The sequence below is a fragment of the Novosphingobium organovorum genome, assembly GCF_022832435.1.
Classification (GTDB): Bacteria; Pseudomonadota; Alphaproteobacteria; order Sphingomonadales; family Sphingomonadaceae; genus Novosphingobium; species Novosphingobium organovorum.
On sequence record NZ_JALHLF010000070.1, the window covers coordinates 1 to 19590 of the forward strand.

The following is a 19590-nucleotide window of genomic DNA, read 5'->3' on the forward strand; positions in this document are numbered from 1 at the left end:
TTCGGGCAGCCGCGCCTCGCCGCTCGCCCCTACCCGGTGCAAGGTGCCGCGCTGGCCATCGGCGTGGACCGGCAGCACGGTGACCGACGTCGGCCGCCCCGCAAGCGTCTCGAGCAGCGCGGTGTCGACCCCCTCACGCTCGAGCCCGGCGCGCACCGCGAGGGCCGGCAGGTCATCCCCCACCGCCGAAACGATCGCGACCGTGAGCCCGAGCCGCGCGGCGACCAGCGCCGTGCCCCCCGCCGTGCCCGCTGGCGAGAGAGAGATGGTGTCGAGCAGCAGTCCCTCGTCGCGCGCGGGCGCGCGTTCAAAGGGATGCAGCGCGATGTCGAGCGTGGTCAGGCCGAGCGCGAGCAGGTCGATCGCGCCCGGCGCGCCGCCGCAGGGCTCTTCCCGATCGGGCACGATCCGCTCCCCAGGCATCTCAATGCCCCCCGGCGGCGGCCTGTTCGAGCAAGGCCAGCAGGCGCGGCGAAGGCTGGACGCTGGCGCGGCGCGGGGCGAGAGCCGCGAACGCTTCGTCCGCCGCGGCCAGCGCGAATTCGATGTCCGCCATCGTCATAGCCGCGCACAGAAACATGTTGTGCCAGGGGTGCATGTAGACCCCGCGCGCGAGCATTTCCTGCGAAAAGGCATAGCCCAGCCGGGCGTCGGGGTCCTGTGCGAACATGATCAGCGGCATCTGCACCGGCCCGCTCTGGCGCAGCGTGAAGCCATGCGCTGCGGCGGCCGCGTCGAGCCCTACGCGCAGCCGCGTGCCGAGCGCCTCGAAATGCGCCAGATAGTCCGTCTCGCGCAGGATGCGCAGCGTCTCGATCGCTGCGGCCATGGGTGTCGCGGCGAACCAGAACGAGCCGGTGACATAAAGCGATCCCGCCGCCCCGCGCGCCTTTTCGGCGCCGAGCAGCGCCGATAGCGGCTGGCCATTGCCCAGCGACTTGCCCCAGCAGGAGAGGTCCGGGGCCACCCCCACCAGCGACCACGAACAGTCCTTGGCGAGACGGAAGCCCGCGCGCACCTCGTCGATGATGAGCAGCGCGCCGGTCTCGTCGCACAGCGCGCGCGCGCGCTCGGCATAGGCAGGGTCGGGCAGTTCCTGGTCGACGAAGACGTCGTGCTTGAACGGGCTGGCGAAGATGCCCGCCAGATCGTCCCCCGCCTCGGCGACCGCCGCTTCGAGGCTGGCGACGTCGTTGTAGAGATAGGGGCGGATGAAGGCGCGATCCTCGGGCAGAACGCCCATCGGCCCCGGCGTGCACCAGGCCGCGGCCCCGTGATAGGCCCCCGCCGCGACGAGCACGATGCGCCGCCCGGTGTGCGCCCGCGCGGTCATCAGGGCCATGCTGGTGGCGTCGGTGCCGTTCTTGCAGAACATCGCCCAATCGGCGTGGCCGACCATCGACACGAGCGTTTCAGCCAGATCGACCATGACCGGCGCTGGCCCGGTCATCGCATCGCCGAGCGCGGCCTGGCGCGCCGCCGCGGCGTCCACTTCGGGATGGTGATAGCCCAGCAGGTTGGGGCCATAGGCGCACATGAAATCCAGGTAACGGTTGCCTTCGCTGTCCCAGATCCACGCCCCGTCGGCGCGCGAGAAGAACTGGGGGAAGCCATCGGGCAGGAGAGCAACCGATTCGTGCCCGTACATGCCATTGGGAATGACCTTGAGCGCGCGGGCGCGCAGCGAGGCTTCGGTCTGGGCTGTCATAGTCTCGACTCCATTTAGATAGCTCGGACTATCTCTAGATTCGGCATTCTTCGTCAAGCCTATATTATTAGGACTTTTTGTCCAATCACCGTCTTGCAACTATGCTATTTTGAGCTACCATTTCAAAAAACGAGAGCAACGGGGAGAGCCACGCACCGCTTCATGAGGGGAGCTCGAGCATGAGATTTTTCGTGGGAATGGGCCTGTCCGCCTGCGCACTGGCCGCCGCTTGCCCGGCCCTGGCGCAGGACGGCACGACCGGCCAGTCGCCAGCCGGAACCGAAACATCGAACGACATCGTGGTCACCGCGCAAAAGCGCGAGGAACGCCTGCAGGACGTGCCGATCGCGATCACCGCGCTCACCGCAGGCGCGATCCAGGACAAGCGCATCCTCGATCTCAACGACCTGTCCAACCAGGTCCCCGGCCTCCAGATCAAGTCCGACGACAACGCCGCCAATCCGCGCATCTTCATCCGCGGCGTGGGCGTGAACGACTTCAACCCGACCACCGCGAGCGCGATCGGCATCTACACCGACGGCATCTATGTCGCCTCGCCGCTGGCCCAGCGGCTGGCCTTCTTCGACCTGCAACAGGTCGAAGTGCTGCGCGGCCCGCAAGGCACGCTCTACGGGCGCAACACCACGGGCGGGGCAATCAACGTGACCAGCCGGATGCCCGGCAACGCCTACGAAGGCGACCTCAGCGTCGAATACGGCCGGTTCAATTCGGTCAACGTGCAGGGCGGGGTGAGCGTCCCGATCGTGCGCGACATCCTCGCGGTGCGCCTCGCCGGGCTCTACCAGCGCGACGATGGCTACACGCTCAACCGGCTGACCGGGAACCGGGGCAACAACACCAATCGCTGGGCCGGGCGCGCGGTGGTGGCGTTCACCCCGAGCAGCACCGTGACCGATCATCTGGTGTTCACCATGGGCCGTTCACGCGGGGGATCGATCTGGGCCTACAACCGCACGATCATGCCCACCACCACGGCGGCCACCGGCAGCGACGGCTACTGCACGCCGGCCTATTACACCTCGGGCCAGTGCACCAACATCCTGGGCTACGCCAACACCAGCAAGAACCTCTACGCCGGCGACTATCGCTTCGAGGGCAAGGACAAGGTCAACGTCGCGACGATCTCCAACGACCTGACGATCGACCTTGGCGCGGTTTCCCTGGTTGCGGTCACCGGCTACCAGCACGCCTGGCGCGACGACGACGAGGATACCGACGCCAGCCCGACGAACGTGATCGACGGGCGCTACCGCTCGCGCCAGAACACCTTCAGCCAGGAACTGCGCCTGCAATCGCGCGGCCACACCCGCCTGCGCTGGGTCGCGGGCGCCTATTACGCCTACGACTACATCGAGAACAACTCCTACTACGACGTGCTGACCGACTACGTGTCACCGACCAGCGACAACCCGACCGGGGTCGATCTCACCAACGGCATCGGCACGTTCGACTGGCCGCTGACCCAGCGCACCAAGAGCTATGCGCTGTTCGGGCAGGTCGACTACGATCTCACCAGCCAGCTGACCGCGACGGTGGGCCTGCGCTATTCGGGCGACGACAAGAGCTTCCACTACACCAGCGAGGCCTACTTCGGCGAAGTCCCGATCTTCGTCTACGACGCCGCGCACAACTTCTCGTCGGTCTCGGGCAAGGTGGGATTGCAGTACCGCTTCACGCCCGATTTCAACATCTACGCCAGCTACAATCGCGGCACCAAGAGCGGCGGGTTCTTCTCCGGCCAGACCTCGGACATCACCGCGCTCGAACCCTACAAGGACGAGACCGTCAACGCTTACGAGATCGGTGCCAAGACCCGCCCGCTGGGCGATCTCCTGCAGGCCAATGCCTCGGTATTCTACTACGATTACCGCAACCTGCAGGTCTACACCACGCAAGTCACCGGATTGATCACCCGCCAGCTGTTCACCAACGCCTCGGCGGCGCGGGTCAAGGGTGCCGAGCTTGAACTCGCCTCGCAGCCCGCGCCCGACCTCAACCTCACACTCAACCTGTCCTACCTCGATGCGACCTATCGCGACTTTGTTTCCGACGGGGCGGACTATTCGGGCAACCGGCTGCCCTCGGCGCCCCGCTTCAGCCTGCAGGGCGGGGCCGACTGGAAGCATGACCTGGGCTTCGCCACGCTGCTCGCCTCGGGCAACGTCACCTACCGCTCGAAAGTCTATTTCGACACCTCGAACAGCGAACGGCTGACCGACAAGGCGCGCGCCTTCGTCGATGCCCGCACCGGGCTGCGGTTCGGTCCCAACGGCTACGAACTGGGGCTGTGGGTGAAGAACCTCTTCAACGAGACCAACATTTCCGACATCACCCCGGTCGAAAGCCTGGGCTTCGATGCGGTCAGCGTCGGGCCGCCGCGCACCTACGGCCTTTACGCCAAGGCGCGGTTCTGAGCGTGGCGCGCGCGTTGCGCCGCCGCGCGCCGGACGGGCCGTTCACCCCCGCGCACTGCACCGCGATCCTGTTCGCGGGCGTTGTCGCGATCCTGTTCGCCGGGGTCGGCCCGTTCATCCTGGGCGCGTTGCAGGCGGGCGGGCGGCTCGACGCGGAGCAGCTGGGTCAGGCGGGCACGGTCGAACTGGTGGCGATGGGGCTGGCCGCCGCCTTCGCCGCCCCGCTCGAACGGCGCTGGGGCGTGCGCCCGCTGATGGCCGGCTGCGGGCTCTTTACGGCCTTGTGCAACGGGCTCATCACCCAGCTCTCCGGGTATGGCCTGGTCGGCGCCTGCGCGCTGGTCGGGCTGCCCTGCGGGGTGCTGATCTGGATGGTCACCGCGCTCATCGTGCGCATGGAGCGCCCCGAGCGCTGGGCCGCCTTCTACCTCACCATCCAGACCGTCGCGCAGCTCGCGGTGGTGACCGCCGCCGGGGTGCTGGCGCGAAGCGCCACCGACGTCGTGCCCGGCGTCGCGATCCTCGTGGTGCTCAGCCTCGCGGTCGCCGCGGTAACGCCGCTCGCGCCCGCCGCGTTTGCGCCGCTGGGGACGCCCCACGCGCACGCGTCCGGGACAGCCGACGCCTCCGCCGCCTCCAGCGTCCCCGCGCTGGCGGGAATCGCCGCGCTCGCCGCGCAGTTCTGCTACAACGCCGCCACGCTCGGGTTGTGGGTCTACTTCTCGCCGCTGCTGCGCGAGGCCGGGATGGCGACGGGACTGGTGGTGGTGGCGACTTCAGCCGCGCTGGCCGGGCAGGTCGTCGGCGGCGTGCTGGCCACCGCGATCGCGCCGCGCCTGTCCTTCGTGCGCGCGCTGGCGGTCTCGCTCGTGGTCATGATCGGCGTGCTCGGCATCTTCGCGCTTGCCGCGCCGTCGACCACGCTGCTGATGGGCGCCGCGATCCTGTTCGGCTTCCTGTGGATGTTCGCAGCCCCGCTGCTCACCCCGCTCACGATTGCCGCCGATCCCACACGCCAGGCCGCCTCGCTCGGCTCGGGCGCGTCGCTGCTGGGCTGCGGGGCGGGACCGTTCGCCGCCTCATTGCTGGTGAGCGATGCCCATGTGCGCGCCAGCGCCGCGATGACCGCAGGGTTCCTTGCGCTCACGCTGCTGCTGGTCGCCCTGCTCGCCGTGTTCGTCCTGTCCCCGCGCGCCCGTCGAACCCAGGTAGGAGCCTGAGCTCCACCCGCTTTTACCGGGTGTCGAGAATGTACCCCGCCGAACGCACGGTGCGCGGCACGAGAGGGACGCCCTGACGCTGGAGACTGCGGCGCAGGCGGCTCATCCAGGTGTCGACCGTGCGCTCGGCGTGGACTTCGCCGCCCTTGCCCAGCACGCCGATCAGGCTGGCGCGGGTGAAGATCCGGTCGGGGTTGCGAAAGAAGTGCGCGAGCAGCCGGAATTCGAGCGTCTTGAGCGTGAGCGCTCGCCCCTCGTAGCGCGCCAGATAGGCGTTGGTATCGACATCCATCTTGCCGATCGTGAGCACCGCCGTCTCGGGCTGGCGGACCGCCCCCTGATAAACCCGGATCCGCTCGGCCAGCGCCTCGGGGCTGAGCGGGCCGAGGATGTAGTCGTCCGCACCGGCCTCAAGCGCGCGAGCGCGCAGCGTCTCGTCATGATTGGGCAAGACCATCGTCACTTTCGCCCGCCGGCCAAGCATCGTCTGGCGCAGCAGGTTGAGCAGCAGCACCCCGGCCATCGTGGGCAGCAGCCAGTCGATGAAGATCCAGGTCGAATCGTCGAGCTGAAGATCGAGGAGCCCCACCGGATCGACCACCGAAACCCCCAGATTCAGGAACGAATCGGTGATGTGATCGATGTGATCCTTGTTTCCGGAGGTGAGTACGATTTGACCAAGCTTGAGCATCGGCGGGGCGATCCAGGTTGCGGTTGCGCGGCTCTTTGCACCCGCCAAGACTTACCGTGTCTGAACGAAGTCCGATTGCGGGCTGCCCCGCCGCGCTGCGGCCCCTTCGCATCCTTTGCAAGAAATCCGCTAAGATTGTCACATTTGTGCAATTGCCGCTTCCTAGGACCGAACGCGGCGGCGGTACCCACCTCTCGTCAGGGGGCGGGTTCGGTCGGCGTTGCGTGAAGTGGTGCACGATATGGGCCACGCCGGCAGGCGTGGCCTCGCTTCATGAACGTGTTGGCGGCGCGATGCCCAGGCATCCGCCATGGTCAGACACCGGGGGGTCAGCCCGGTGCTTGGCGGGAAGGCGTGCCCCTGGGGCAGCGAGCGTCTTCGCGCGCCGCCAGCGCAAACGTGCGCCGCCCACCAAGGGACGACGCACGCAGCGGCGTCATTGGCTGGTTCAGAACTTGAACTGTGTCCACACGCCCAGTTCGTCGTAAGTGCCTTCGTCGGTTCCCCCGATGGTGCCGTTCGAGGTGGACATGGAAATATTGTCGGCCTCGTCGCGCTTGTAGACGAGCGCGATGTCGATGTTCTTGACCCCGGTGTAATCGACACCGAAGTCGTAATAGTTCTCCTTGGCCTGCGGCACCGAATCCTTCGTCGGGTCGACCCAGTCGTAGCGCCCGAAGAGCGCGATCTTCCGGTTCAGCGCATAGGAACCGAACGCCGACCAGCCGGTGGTCTGGTCCTTGGCCGTCACCGCCCAGTCCCAGGCCGAGAAATATTCGACCCCCACGCGCAGCGGCCCCTGGACATAGGCGGCGAGCGCGTCGAAACGCTTGGCGCGGTAGGGCGTGGCGCTCTCGGCAAGCGTCGCGTTGCTCTTGCCCAGCTTGCCCTCGTAGCCGCCCACGGCCAGCGTCAGCCCCTTGACCGGATGCACGTCGAGACGGCCTTCCAGATCGACCGTATCGGTCTTGCGCTCGAGCGTCTTGTAGCCCTCCCCGCTCACCGCCGAGACCTGATAACCGACCAGCCCGTGACCAAGCGTACCGCCGACATGGACGCCCCAGTCCGCCGACGTGCCGTACTTGGTGCGGTCGATCAGCGTGTTTTCGACGAAGCGGTAGTTGTAGATCCCCTCGACAAAGGGCACCCAGGGCAGGTCCGCCGCACCCAGCCGCACCCACAGTTCCGGTGCGAACTTGGCCTGGAGGTAGGCCTTCTTGACGTAGACGCTGTCATCGTTGGTCAGCCCGTTCGAGCCGTAGCGCACGTCGGTGGTGAGGTCGGCCGAAAAGATGTCGCTGAAGCGGTGATCGACCGAAATGTAGAAACGCTTGAGTTCGGCCTGGGTGCCATTGGTCGCGGTCTTGGCACCGTCCGAGAGCTGGTGGATGGTGCTGAGGTTGAGGTAGCCCTTGCCGCTGATCGTGGTGTCGGCAAGCCAGGCGGGCAGCGCGCTGTCGCCCGAGGAAGCGGGCGCGCTGGCCACCGGGGCGGCAGCGGCAGGGCTGGCCGTCGCGGTGGTGGTCACCGTGTCCGACGAGACGGCCGGAGTGGATGCCGCAGCCGATGCGGCCTTGAGCGCATCGACGCTTTGCTTGAGCTGCGCGATCTGCTGTTCGAGCGCTTCGATCTTGGCGGTAGTGGTGGTGGTGTCGGTGCTGGAATCCTGCGCGAGAACAGGTGTGCTGCCGAGCGCAAGCGTGCCCAGCAGCCCGCCCAGCATGAGAGCGGTCTTCATTGTCGTATTCCCCTAATCGTCCGGTCGAGCTGCGGGTCAGTCGAAGCTCGTGAAGGCGAGGGTCAGGCTCGCCTCGTGGTGGCTGCGTGAACGTGAAATGTCGGTGTCATCGCCGTCTTGCGTCCATCCTCACCGGCCCGCCCGCCCGGATCGCGGGCTTGTGGCCTTGGTGGGACGAACACGCCTCTCTTCGTTTTTCCTCCCCATTTGCTATCCCGGAAGAACAGGTCGTGCGCGCGGTCAGAGGCGCACGCCATCCTCGCCGCGCACACGCTCGCCCAGACGCTGGCCGGTCGCCGCGAAATAGACCATTTCGGCAAGGTTGGTGGCGTGATCGCCGATCCGTTCGATGTTGCGCGCCACGAACAGCAGGTGCGTGGCCGGAGCGATGTTCTGCGGCGCCTCCATCATGCAGGTCAGCAGCGAGCGCAGCATCGCGGTGTAGTAGTCATCGACCACCCGGTCGCTGGCGCAGACCTGGGCCGCCAGCGTCGCATCGCGGGTGATGAACGCCTCGAGCGCGTCGTGGACCTGCGCTCCAGCCACCCGCCCCATCTCGGGCAGCAGGCTGACCGGCAACGGGCTGGGCGACGCCGCCTCGCCGACCGGCTCGAGCATCGGCACGCGCTTGGCGATGTTCTTGGCATAGTCGCCGATCCGCTCGACCGTGCCCGCGATCTTGTGCGCGGCGATCAGGTCGCGCAAGTCATCGGCCATCGGCGCACGGCGCGCGATGATCTGGACCACGTGCGTTTCGGCTTGGGCCTCCATGTCGTCGAGCTGATGATCGCGCGCGACGATCCGCGCCGCGCCCTCGGCGTCGTGCTCGAGCAGGCAGCGCAGCGCATCGTCGAGCGCGCGCTGGGCGTGTTCGCCCATGCGGCGGATCAGCGCGCGCAGGGCGTTCTGTTCCTCGTCGAAAGCCTTGAGGGTGTGGGGGGTCGAAGTCATGCGATTGCCTTCCCTTGGCGCGTTGTCCGGTCGATCGGATCGGCCGCTCTAGCCGTAGCGGCCGGTGATGTAGTCCTGCGTGCGCGCCACCGCCGGGCTGGTGAAGATGCGCGAGGTCTGGTCGAACTCGACCAGTTCGCCCAGGTGGAAGAACGCGGTCTTGTCCGACACGCGCGCGGCCTGCTGCATGTTGTGGGTGACGATCACGATCGTGTAGCGCCCGCGCAATTCCTGCAGCAGTTCCTCGATCCGCGCGGTCGAGATCGGGTCGAGCGCCGAAGTCGGCTCGTCGAACAGCACGATCTCGGGCCGCACCGCGATCGTGCGCGCGATGCACAGACGCTGCTGCTGCCCGCCCGAAAGCGACAGCGCGCTCTGGTCGAGCTTGTCCTTCACCTCGTCCCACAGCGCCGCCTGGCGCAGCGCGTCCTCGATCCGGTCAGCCAGTTCGGACCGCGAGAGCTTTTCGTAGAACGAAAGCGCAAAGCCGATGTTGGCGCGGATCGACGAAGCGAACGGGGTCGGCTTCTGGAACACCATGCCCACGCGGCGGCGCAAGTCGGCCAGATCGGTCCCGCGCGCCAGGATGTTCGCCCCGTCGATGGCGATCTCGCCCGCCGCGCGCTGTTCGGGATAGAGCGCGTAGATGCGGTTGAGCGTGCGCAGCAGGGTCGATTTGCCGCAGCCCGAAGGGCCGATGATCGCGGTCACCGCAAGCGCGGGGATGGCCAGGTTCACGCCGTGGAGCGCCTGATCGCGGCCATAGAAGAAATCGAGGCCCTTCACGTCGATCTTGATCGGAGCTTCGGGCTCGAGGTGCCCGGTATCGAGCGGCCGGTTCTGGGTGGTAATCATGAATGTCTCCCCCGTGCGACCAGCCTGACGAGAAGGCTTAGGGCCAGCACGAATGCCGTGAGAATGAGGGCGCCTGCCCAGGCCAGCGCGTGCCACTGGTCGTAGGGGCTCATCGCGTATTGGAAGATGACCACCGGCACGTTGGCGAGCGGGGCGTTCATGTCCGCGCTCCAGAACTGGTTGTTGAGCGCGGTGAACAGCAAGGGCGCGGTCTCGCCGCTGATCCGCGCCACGCCCAGCAGCACGCCGGTGAGGACGCCGCTGCGCGCGGCCTTGTACAGCACCTGGAGGCTGACCTTCCAGCGTGGCAGGCCCAGCGCGAAAGCCGCCTCGCGCATGCGGTCGGGGACCAGGCGCAGCGCCTCGTCGCTGGTGCGCACGACGACAGGGACGAGGATCAGCGCCAGCGCCAGGCTGCCCGCATAGCCTGAGAAATGCCCCGACGGCACCACCACCAGCTCGTAGACGAACAGGCCGAGCACGATCGAAGGCGCGCTGAGCAGGATGTCGTTGACGAAGCGCACCGCCGCGGCCAGCCGGGTGTGGCGGCCCTGTTCGGCGAGATAGGTGCCCGCGCCAAGCCCGATCGGCGTGCCGATCGCGATCGCCAGCGCGATCATCACCACGCTGCCGTAGAAGGCGTTGAGCAGCCCCCCGTCGGCGCCCGGCGGCGGGGTCATCTGCGTGAACAGCCGGGCGTTGATCGCCGCCGCACCGTTGGCGAACGTGGTCCACAGGATCCAGGCGAGGAAGAACAGGCCAAAGGCGGTGGCGAGCGCCGCGCAGACGAGCGCGATGCGATCGGCGAGGCGGCGGCGGAAGAATACCCAGTTCATGGTCAGTGCGTCCGCCCCAGGCTGCGGTCCATCCGCGCCAGCATCAGCTTGGCGAGCGAGAGGACGATGAAAGTGACGATGAAGAGCAGGAAGGCCAGCGCGATCAGCGAGGAGCGGTAGAGATCGGTATCGGCTTCGGTGAACTCGTTGGCGATGGCCGCCGCGATCGAGTTGCTGGGCATCAGGAGCGAGACCGAAAGGTCGTGCGCGTTGCCCAGCACGAAAGTCACCGCCATCGTCTCGCCCAGCGCGCGGCCAAGCCCGAGGAAGATCGCGCCCACGATCGCCGAACGGGTGTAGGGCAGGCTGACGTGACGCAGGATTTCCCAGCGCGTGGCGCCCAGCGCGACGGCGGATTCGCGCAGCGCAGCGGGAACCGCGCCCAGCACGTCGCGCGCGACCGAGGCGATGAAGGGCACCACCATGATGCCCAGCACGATGCCGGCGGTCAGCATGCCGATGCCGATCGGCGGCCCGGCGAACAGCGGCCCCACCAGCGGCAGCGCGCCGAGCGTGTCGTTGACCCACGGCTCGACATGGGTGGCCATGAACGGGGCGAACAGGAACAGGCCCCACATGCCGTAGATGATGCTGGGCACGGCGGCGAGCAGTTCGATCGCGACGGCGATCGGCTGGCGCGACCAGACCGGCGCGATGTCGGTCAGGAACAGCGCGATGCCGAGGCTGACGGGCACCGCGATGATGAGCGCAATGGCCGAGGTGACGAGCGTCCCGCAGATCGGCACGAAAGCGCCGAACTGGCCGTTGACGACGTCCCAGTCGGCGCTGGTGATGAAACCCAGCCCGAAGGTCTGGAACGCCAGCCGCCCGCCGACCGCCATCGAAACGGTGACCGCGATCAGGGTCAGCAGCACCAGCCAGGCGGCCCCGGCGGTCAGCGCGCGATAGAGCCGCTCGGGCAGCGCGCTGCGCGGCGATGGCGCAGCGACAGGGGCGGAAAAACCGTGCGGGGCGGCGGGCAGGACAATCCCGGCCTCCCCCGGCAGCGCTCGGGCCGCAAGGCCCGGTGCGGCGTGGCGCGGCGCCTCGGTCACTTGATGTTCTCGCGCCAGTAGGTCTCGATCTGCGTCACGACCGGCGCAGGCAGCGGCACGTAGTCGAGCTTGCCCGCCTCGGCCTGGCCCTTTTCGAGCGACCAGCGGAAGAACTTTAGCGCCGCGTCGCTATGCGCCTTGTCCCTGGGCTGCTTGTACATCAGCACGAAGGTCGAGGCGGTGATCGGGTAGGCCTTGGCCCCCGGCGCGTTGGTCATGACCAGATCGAAATCCTTGGCCCCGGCCCAGTCGGCGCTGGCCGCGGCGGCCTGGAAACTCTCGGCGCTGGGCGCGACATAGGCGCCCGCCGCGTTGCGGACATAGGCCCAGGCCATGCCGTTCTGCAGGACATAGGCGTATTCGACATAGCCGATCGAATTGGGGATCTGATCGACATAGGCCGCCACGCCCTCGTTGCCCTTGCCGCCCACGCCGCCCTGCCACGAAACCGATGTGCCTTCGCCCGCCGATGCCTTCCAGCCCGCGCTGGCCTGGCTGAGATAGTGGGTGAAGTTGAAGGTCGTCCCCGACCCGTCCGAACGGTGGACGGCGGTGATCGTCGCATCGGGCAGCTTGAGCCCCGGATTGAGCGCGGTGATCGCCGGCGCGTTCCATTTGGTGATCGTGCCCGCGTAGATGTCGGCCAGCACTTCGCCGGTCAGCTTGAGCTGGCCCTTGGCGATCCCTGCGATGTGGACCACGGGCACGACCCCGCCGACGATCACGGGAAACTGCACCAGTCCGGCATCGGCCAGCTCCTTGGGCGCGAGCGGCTTGTCGGTGGCGCCGAAATCGACCGTCCCCGCCTTGATCTGGGCAATCCCGCCGCCCGAGCCGATCGACTGGTAGTTGATCTTGACCTTGCCCGCCTCGGGGTAGTGCGCCGACCAGGCCGACAGGACCGGGTACACGAACGTCGAGCCCGCACCGGTGACATCCGATTCGGGCTTGCCCTGGCAGCCAGCGAGCAGACAGGCGCCGATGAGCGCGGGGGACAGGATCTTCTTCACGTCAGGAACTCCTTGATGGCGGCGGCGCAAACGTCCGGGCACCCGCGCCGTGCGCATCTTCGAAACGGAGCCAGGCACAACCGCGGTCCGAGGGCGCGGCGCAGCACCGGCTCGGGTTTGGCTCGGGTCTGGCCCGGTATCGGCCCGCAGTGGCGGGACCGGGGCATGTCCGGCCCGAGCGGAGACAGGGAGCGCCCCCGTCCCCGCGCGGGTCGCCGGATTACTTGAAGCTGGCCGCGCTATAGGCTTCGATGTGCTTGACCAGCGCGCCGGGCAGCGGCACGTAATCGAGGCTCAGCGCCTGCTTCTGGCCCTTCTCGAGCGCCCAGCGGAAGAACTTGCGCGCGGCCAGCGAGGTCTTGGCGTTCCGGGGATGCTTGTACATGAGCACGAACGTCGACGCGGTGATCGGGTAGGCCTTGGGACCCGGCGCGTTGGTCATGACCAGGTAGAAGTCCTTGGAATGCGCCCAGTCGGCGGTCGCCGCCGCGGCCTGGAACGAGGCCGTGTTGGGCGCGACGAACTGCCCGGCCGCGTTACGCATCAGCGCGTAGGTCATGTGGTTCTGCAGGACATAGGCGTATTCGACGTAGCCGATCGCGTTGGGGATCTGCTTGACGTAGGTGGCGACGCCTTCGTTGCCCTTGCCGCCCACGCCGCCCGGCCAGTTGACCGACGTGCCTTCGCCCGCGCTGGCCTTCCAGCCGCCGTTCACCTGGGAAAGGTAATGGGTGAAGTTGAAGGTCGTGCCCGAACCGTCCGAGCGGTGCACCGCGGTGATCTGCGCTGCGGGCAGATGCAGACCGGGGTTGAGCCTGGCGATCTGCGGGTCGTTCCAGGTCTTGATCCGGCCGTCGTAGATATCGGCGAGGACCGGGCCGCTCAGGCGCAGCTGGCCGGGCTTGAGCCCCGCGATGTTGACCACCGGGACCACGCCGCCGATGGCGACGGGAAACTGGGCGAGACCGGCCTGCGCCAGTTCCTCGGGCGAAAGCGGCTTGTCGGTGGCGCCGAAGTCGACCGTTCCGGCCTTGATCTGGGCGATGCCGCCGCCCGAACCGATCGACTGGTAGTTGATCTGGTCGCCGGTCATGCCCTTGTAGTCAGCCGCCCACTTGGCGAGGACGGGGTAGACGAAGGTCGATCCGGCGCCGGTGATGTTGGAAGCGGTCGCGGCAACGGCGGTGCCGGCAAAGGCCACGGCAAGGACCCCCGCGGCGATACGGCGGGAAAGGCGCGTCATGGTCATTCTCCAGGTAGCGAGGTCAGTCGCGGTTACGTGGTGTCAGTGGTGCGCTGCCGAATTGGCCGAGGTCGATGACACTCATGTGAAGGCCAGATGACACTTTGAAGACACCCGCCGGCGGGCCTCCCAGGCCCCGTGCGCGAACGTGCCGAGGCTGCCCTTGCGGGTTCGAAATGGCCAGCCGCGCATGGCCATGACGCCAGACAAAACGCCTGAAAGAATTAAAAATAGAAAAATATAATCGGCAATATTTGAGTTATTACGAATAAAACTATCTCAAACATTTCCATTTTTACATATATTCAGGAAATAACCTCAACGCAGCAAAGTAAAAAATAATTACAATTAAAATATGTAACAGGAAATTTTAGAACACCATCAGGCGATCGGCAAAATGTATTCGACACTCATACCGAACGACAAGGCACAGGCAAAAGCGGGACATTGGGAAATGTTCATGAAAAACCCGCCCCCTGACCGGCTCGAAGCCCCCTCCTTGACCGTCTTCGCGGCCGGGAGACTCGCCGTGGGATGGGAGGACGCGCGCGGCGAACCTCCCATCCCCGACACTCAGTCCTGCGCGTCGAGCCGGGACAGGGCCCCGGTTGTCGAGGTCGGGCCCGGCCCCCGCCGCCCATAGCGCGCGTAAAGCGTGGGCAGCACGAAGAGGGTGAGCAGCGTGGCCGAGACCAGGCCACCAATCACCACCGTCGCCACCGGCTTCTGCACTTCGGCGCCCGCCCCGTGGCCCAGCGCCATCGGCACGAACCCCAGGCTGGCGACCAGCGCGGTCATCACCACCGGGCGCAGGCGCTGCAAGGCCCCCGCACGGGCCGCCTGCGCGCGCGGCATTCCGCTGCGCATGAGGTCCTGGATCGAGGAGACCATGACCAGCCCGTTGAGCACCGCAATGCCCGACAGCGCAATGAAGCCCACCGCCGCCGAGACCGAGAAGTCCATGCCCCGCGCGAACAGCGCCAGCACCCCTCCGACAAGCGCCAGCGGCACCCCGGTGAACACGATCGCGGCATCGCGCACCGATCCCAGCGCCCCGTACAGCAGCAGCAGGATCAGCACGAAGCAGGCCGGGATCACCAGTTGCAGCCGCGCGCGCGCCGAAGCCAGGTTCTCGAATTGCCCGCCCCATTCCAGGTAGCTGCCGGGCGGCAGGCGAACCTCGCGCGCGATCGCCGCCTCGGCATCGGCGACGACGCTCGCAACGTCGCGCCCACGCACGTTGGCCTGGACCACGACCCGGCGCTTGCCGTTCTCGCGGCTGATCTGGTTGGGCCCGTCCTCGATGCGGATATCGGCGACGCTGGCCAGAGGCACGAAGCCCCCCGCAGGCGTTGGCACCGGCAAGTGTTTAAGCCTTGCCAGATCGCCGCGATCGGCTTCGGCCAGGCGGATGACCACCGGGAAACGGCGATCGCCCTCGTAGATCGTGCCCGCCTGACGGCCGCCGATGGTGGCGGTGACGACGTCCTGCACGGCCTGCGCGGTGACGCCCAGGCGCGCCATCGCCTCACGATTGACGCGAATGTCGAGCATCGGCAGGCCGGTGGTCTGCTCGACCTTGACGTCCACCGCCCCCTTCGTGCGCCCAAGCACCTCGGCGATGCTTTGCGCCGTGGCGTTCATCGCCGTAAAGTCATCGCCATAGACCTTCACCGCAATGTCCCCGCGCACCCCGGCGATCAGCTCGTTGAAACGCATCTGGATCGGCTGGGTGATCTCGTAGACGTTGCCGGGAAAGCGCGCCAGCTCACCTTCCAGCCGGGCCACCAGCGCCGCCTTGGGCAGCGCGGGATCGGGCCAGTCTGCCCGGTCCTTGAGGATCACGAACATGTCAGTGGCGTTGGGCGGCATCGGGTCGGAAGCCAGTTCGGCGGTGCCGGTCTTGGAAAAGACGAACTTCACTTCGGGCTGGCGCGCCATCATCCGCTCGATCGGCCGCTGCATCGCCTGGCTCTGGCGGACCGAAGTCGCCGGGATGCGCAGCGCCTGGATCAGCAGATCGCCTTCGTCGAGCTGCGGCAGGAACACCTGGCCGAGCGAAAGGAAGGCGAGGACCGCCGCGACGAAGGCGCCCAGCCCCACCCCGAAGGTGAGCGCGGGCCGCCGCATCGCCCGGTCGAGACCGGGTTCGTAGCGCGCCTTGAGCCAGGCCATGATCCGCCCGTCCTTCTCCTCGATCCGCTTTGACAGCCACAGCGCGATCATCGCGGGCACGAAGGTCAGCGAAAGCACGAAGGCGCAGCCCAGCGCGATGATGACCGTCAGCGCCATCGGCACGAAAGTCTTGCCCTCCACCCCGCTCAGCGTGAGCAGCGGGACATAGACCAGCATGATGATCGCCTGGCCATAGACCGACGGGCGGATCATCTCGCGCGCGGCCGTCGCGACGGTATCGAGACGCTCCTCGCGGGTAAGCGGCCGCCCTGCCGCACGCTGGCGCCCGGCCATGCGCCGCAGCGCGTTCTCGACGATGATCACCGCGCCATCGACGATGAGCCCGAAGTCGAGCGCGCCAAGGCTCATCAGGTTGGCCGAGACGCCCGCCTTCACCATGCCCAGTCCGGTCAGCATCATGGTGACCGGGATGACCAGCGCCGCGATCAGTGCCGCGCGCGCGTTGCCGAGCAGCGCGNGCCGAGACGCCCGCCTTCACCATGCCCAGTCCGGTCAGCATCATGGTGACCGGGATGACCAGCGCCGCGATCAGTGCCGCGCGCGCGTTGCCGAGCAGCGCGAACAGGACGACGATGACCAGCACCGCCCCTTCGCCCAGGTTGCGCGCGACGGTGGCGATCGTGGCGTTGACCAGCGTGGTGCGGTCGAGCACCGGCTGCACCACGACATCGGGCGGAAGCGAGGCGTTGATCGCGCGCAGCCGGTCGGCGACCGCGGTGGCCACCGTGCGGCTGTTCTCCCCGATCCGCATGATCGCGGTGCCCACCACCACTTCGCTGCCGTTTTCCGAGGCCGAGCCCATGCGGATCGCCTGCCCCGTCTGCACCCGCGCCACCTGATCGAGGGTGATCGGTACGCCGCCCCGCGTGGCGATCACGATCCGGCCCAGTTCGGCGGCGTTGCGCACCAGCGCATCGGCGCGCACCGCCAGCCCCTCGCCGCCGCGCTCGACGATGCCGCCGCCCACGCTGACGTTGTTGTCCTCCAGCGCGCGGCCCAGTTCGCCCAGCGTCAGCCCGAGCGAGGCCAGCTGCGGAACATCGGGCACGACGAGGATCTGCCGCGCATAGCCCCCGATCGCATCGACACCGGCCAGCCCCGGCGTGTTCTTGAGCAGCGGCGCCACGATCCAGTCCTGCGCCGTGCGCAGGTACGTCGCCTTCTGGGTATCGTCGGTCAGCCGCTCGCCCTCAGGCGTGATATAGCTGCCGTCGGGCTGCATCCCCGGCTCGCCGGGCAGGTGGCTATCGTCCTCGCGGTGGTCGAGCCGCACGGTCCACATGAACACTTCGCCTAGCCCGGTGGCGATCGGCCCCATTTCGGGACTGACGCCGGGCGGCAGGCTTTCCTGCACCCCGGCCAGACGCTCGCCGACTTGCTGGCGCGCGAAGTAGATGTCGGTCGCCTCGGAAAAGACGGCGGTGACCTGCGCGAAGCCGTTGCGGCTGAGCGAGCGCGAGTATTCGAGGCCGGGAATCCCCGCCAGCGCGGTCTCGATCGGGAAGGCAACCTGCTTCTCGACCAGTTCGGGCGCCAGCGCGGGCGCGCGGATAGTGATCTGGACCTGGTTGTTGGTGATGTCGGGCACCGCGTCGATCGGCAACCGCGCCAGCGCGGCCGCACCGATCGCGGCGGCGATGGAGACGAGCAGGAGCACGAACCAGCGCTTGTGCACCGCCCACGTGACGATGGGGGCAATCATCGGCTCAATCCTCCTCGCCCACGTCGCCCTCACCCACATCACCTTTGCCCAGTTCGGCCTTGAGCGTGAAGCTGTTGGTGGTGGCGATGCGCTCGGCGCCGGACAGGCCCTCGCGCACGATCACGTCCGCCCCGGCCCGCGCGCCGAGCGTCACCGGCGTCGCCCGAAAGCCCGAGGCGGTGCGCACGAACACGGTGGGCTTTCCCGAGACGGTCTGGATCGCGGTCGAGGGTACGCGAATGGCGCTGCTCCCCCCGCTCCCGGCCAGCGTCACCCAGGCCTCGACCGGTTCGCCCACGCGCCATTGGCCCGACCGATTGTCGAGCGTGGCGATGACCGGCACCTGGCGCGTCGCCGGATCGAGCGCGGGCGCAACGTAGGCAATTCTGGCGCGGGCCGCGCGCCCGGCCGCCTTGACCTCGACCGCGCCCCCCGCGCGCACCCGCCCGGCATCCTGCGGCAGCAGGCTGAAGGTCAGCGACACGCGCGACAGATCGGCCACCCGAAACAGCTCGGCATCGGCGGCCACCGTCTCGCCCAGCGTCACGCTGCGCGCGATCACCTGCCCGCCGATCGGCGCGGCGATCGCGATCCGGTTGAGCGCGCCCCCTTGCCCACCCGCGGCCGAAACCTGCTGGCGCGCAAGGCGCAGCGCGATCTGCGCCTCGCGCGCGGCGGTGCGCGCGGCGAGGAGATCCTGCTCGGGCGAGACACGCTGTGCGAACAGGTTCTGCTCCCGCGCCAGATTGGCGTTCGCCAGCGCCAGGCGTGCCTGGGCCGCATCGACCTCGGCGTTGAGCATGGCCGCCTCGCGGCTTTCGATCACCGCGAGGGTCTGCCCCTTGCCGACCGCCTGGCCCAGATTGCGGGTGAGCGCGACGACACGCCCGCCAATCGCCGCCGAGACGACCTGCATCGCCTCGGGATCGGCCTCGATCAGCGCGGGCAGCTCGATCGTTCCGGCCCCGCCGACGACGGGACGGGCGATGGCGATACCCGCCGCAGCGATCTGCGCGGCGCCAAGCGTAATCGTGGAGCGATCCTCCGGCGCATCGGCCGCAGCGGTTTGAGCGCCCTGCCCCGACACCGCGTCGTCGTCCGCGCCGTCACCGCACGCGGCGAGCGAAAGCGGAACACAAAGGGTCAAGGCAAGCACCAGCGCAGGCTTGCAAGTGCGCGTCGGCACAGCGCCCTCGCGGGTAAGTTTGTGCGAAGTCATCGGGTCAATCGTCCTGTTGCGGCGCGGGCGCGGGGGCCGTCAGGCGCTCCAGCAGCGCGCGCGCGGTCTGATAGGTGGCAAGCGCGTCGATCGCGGCGAGCCGCGTCTGCGCGAGCGTGCGTTCGGCATCGAGCAGGTCGAGCTGGCCGAACTTGCCTTCGCGGTAGCCGATGCGGGCAATCCGCGCGGCTTCCTCGGCGGCGGCGAGGACCGGGCCCTGGCTCGCCCGTGCGCTGACCGCTGCGTTGTCCGCTTCGGCGCGCGCGTCGGTGATCGCCTGCGCGACGTCGAGCGCAACCATGCGGGTCTGCGCCTGTGCGCGGGTCCGCTCGGCCCCGGCCTGTGCAAGCGCGGCCTGCCCCGCGTTGAAGAGCGGGATCGGCAACGACAGGCTGACCACGAACGCGGTATCGCCGGTCTGCGACAGGCGGCGCAGACCCGGCCCCACGGTCACGTCGGGCACCCGCTGCGAACGGGCCAGCGCCACCCCGGCATCGGCCAGAGCCAGATCCGCCTGCGCCGCAGCGAGCGCCAGCGTGCCTTCGCCCAGCGCCCCGTCCGGCGCCACCGCATCCTCGGCTGATCCCATCACGGGACCCATTACGGAAGGCGGCACCCGCTCGAGCCAGTCCCCGTCGAGCGTAGCCAGGGGCGACAGCCCGGTGCGCCGCGCCAGATTGGCGCGCGCCGCCCCGGCCAGCCGGGCGCTGCGCACGACCCCCGCCTCGGCG

Annotated in this window: 15 protein-coding genes and 1 pseudogene; 2 read left to right on the top strand and 14 right to left on the bottom strand. The window is 68.1% G+C overall.

What is annotated here, in order from left to right; translation table 11 throughout:
- Positions 1-405: carbohydrate kinase family protein (locus MTR62_RS14925; RefSeq protein ID WP_244022341.1), on the bottom strand; the 405-nt coding region annotated here is incomplete at its 3' end.
- Positions 406-424: 19 nt separating this feature from the next.
- On the bottom strand, positions 425-1708 hold the full coding sequence (locus tag MTR62_RS14930; RefSeq protein WP_244022343.1) for an aminotransferase class III-fold pyridoxal phosphate-dependent enzyme: 1284 nt from the start codon (positions 1706-1708) through the stop codon (positions 425-427).
- Between the two features lie 179 nt (positions 1709-1887).
- Between MTR62_RS14930 and MTR62_RS14935 the strand changes: the two genes are divergently transcribed.
- Together MTR62_RS14935 and MTR62_RS14940 are read left to right on the top strand one after the other, a co-directional pair.
- Positions 1888-4143, top strand: coding sequence for a TonB-dependent receptor (locus MTR62_RS14935; protein ID WP_244022345.1), 2256 nt, complete (start codon positions 1888-1890; stop codon positions 4141-4143).
- A 2-nt stretch (positions 4144-4145) separates the two neighbouring features.
- A complete protein-coding gene (locus tag MTR62_RS14940) occupies positions 4146-5363 on the top strand; it encodes an MFS transporter (protein ID WP_244022348.1) in 1218 nt (405 codons plus the stop codon).
- Positions 5364-5376: 13 nt separating this feature from the next.
- Here MTR62_RS14940 and MTR62_RS14945 read toward each other — a convergent pair whose 3' ends face one another.
- From MTR62_RS14945 to MTR62_RS15000, 12 genes and pseudogenes are all read right to left on the bottom strand, one after another.
- Positions 5377-6054, bottom strand: coding sequence for a response regulator transcription factor (locus tag MTR62_RS14945; RefSeq protein WP_244022351.1), 678 nt, complete (start codon positions 6052-6054; stop codon positions 5377-5379).
- Between the two features lie 448 nt (positions 6055-6502).
- Positions 6503-7792 (bottom strand): hypothetical protein, encoded by a 1290-nt coding sequence (locus tag MTR62_RS14950; RefSeq protein ID WP_244022353.1) that lies wholly within the window; start codon positions 7790-7792, stop codon positions 6503-6505.
- A gap of 240 nt (positions 7793-8032) precedes the next feature.
- Positions 8033-8743, bottom strand: coding sequence for a phosphate signaling complex protein PhoU (gene phoU / locus MTR62_RS14955; protein WP_244022355.1), 711 nt, complete (start codon positions 8741-8743; stop codon positions 8033-8035).
- 48 nt (positions 8744-8791) lie between these two features.
- On the bottom strand, positions 8792-9598 hold the full coding sequence (pstB, locus tag MTR62_RS14960) for a phosphate ABC transporter ATP-binding protein PstB (protein WP_244022357.1): 807 nt from the start codon (positions 9596-9598) through the stop codon (positions 8792-8794).
- Positions 9595-10434, bottom strand: coding sequence for a phosphate ABC transporter permease PstA (gene pstA, locus MTR62_RS14965; protein ID WP_244022359.1), 840 nt, complete (start codon positions 10432-10434; stop codon positions 9595-9597). The genes pstB and pstA overlap by 4 nt, the downstream gene beginning before the upstream one ends.
- A gap of 2 nt (positions 10435-10436) precedes the next feature.
- Positions 10437-11489 carry a phosphate ABC transporter permease subunit PstC gene (gene pstC / locus MTR62_RS14970; RefSeq protein WP_244022360.1) on the bottom strand — a complete coding sequence of 351 codons (1053 nt, stop codon included), beginning with the start codon at positions 11487-11489 and terminating at the stop codon, positions 10437-10439.
- On the bottom strand, positions 11486-12499 hold the full coding sequence (gene pstS / locus MTR62_RS14975; protein ID WP_244022362.1) for a phosphate ABC transporter substrate-binding protein PstS: 1014 nt from the start codon (positions 12497-12499) through the stop codon (positions 11486-11488). The genes pstC and pstS (MTR62_RS14975) overlap by 4 nt, the downstream gene beginning before the upstream one ends.
- A gap of 220 nt (positions 12500-12719) precedes the next feature.
- A complete protein-coding gene (gene pstS, locus MTR62_RS14980) occupies positions 12720-13742 on the bottom strand; it encodes a phosphate ABC transporter substrate-binding protein PstS (RefSeq protein ID WP_244022365.1) in 1023 nt (340 codons plus the stop codon).
- Positions 13743-14315: 573 nt separating this feature from the next.
- A complete protein-coding gene (locus MTR62_RS14985) occupies positions 14316-16391 on the bottom strand; it encodes an efflux RND transporter permease subunit (protein ID WP_407672691.1) in 2076 nt (691 codons plus the stop codon).
- A gap of 18 nt (positions 16392-16409) precedes the next feature.
- Positions 16410-17640 (bottom strand): annotated as a pseudogene (locus MTR62_RS14990) (efflux RND transporter permease subunit); the annotation flags it as partial.
- A gap of 4 nt (positions 17641-17644) precedes the next feature.
- Positions 17645-18859 carry an efflux RND transporter periplasmic adaptor subunit gene (locus MTR62_RS14995; protein ID WP_244022367.1) on the bottom strand — a complete coding sequence of 405 codons (1215 nt, stop codon included), beginning with the start codon at positions 18857-18859 and terminating at the stop codon, positions 17645-17647.
- A gap of 4 nt (positions 18860-18863) precedes the next feature.
- Positions 18864-19590 (bottom strand): TolC family protein (locus MTR62_RS15000; RefSeq protein WP_244022369.1); only part of this gene is annotated, 727 nt, incomplete at its 5' end.

Excerpts from the sequence above, each read along its gene's own strand:
- pstB (WP_244022357.1), bottom strand. The coding sequence starts at position 9,598 with ATGATTACCACCCAGAACCGGCCGCTCGATACCGGGCACCTCGAGCCC.
- phoU (WP_244022355.1), bottom strand. The coding sequence starts at position 8,743 with ATGACTTCGACCCCCCACACCCTCAAGGCTTTCGACGAGGAACAGAAC.
- MTR62_RS14995 (WP_244022367.1), bottom strand. The coding sequence starts at position 18,859 with ATGACTTCGCACAAACTTACCCGCGAGGGCGCTGTGCCGACGCGCACT.
- MTR62_RS14935 (WP_244022345.1), top strand. The coding sequence starts at position 1,888 with ATGAGATTTTTCGTGGGAATGGGCCTGTCCGCCTGCGCACTGGCCGCC.
- pstA (WP_244022359.1), bottom strand. The coding sequence starts at position 10,434 with ATGAACTGGGTATTCTTCCGCCGCCGCCTCGCCGATCGCATCGCGCTC.
- pstS (WP_244022365.1), bottom strand. The coding sequence starts at position 13,742 with ATGACGCGCCTTTCCCGCCGTATCGCCGCGGGGGTCCTTGCCGTGGCC.
- MTR62_RS14930 (WP_244022343.1), bottom strand. The coding sequence starts at position 1,708 with ATGACAGCCCAGACCGAAGCCTCGCTGCGCGCCCGCGCGCTCAAGGTC.
- MTR62_RS14945 (WP_244022351.1), bottom strand. The coding sequence starts at position 6,054 with ATGCTCAAGCTTGGTCAAATCGTACTCACCTCCGGAAACAAGGATCAC.
- MTR62_RS14950 (WP_244022353.1), bottom strand. The coding sequence starts at position 7,792 with ATGAAGACCGCTCTCATGCTGGGCGGGCTGCTGGGCACGCTTGCGCTC.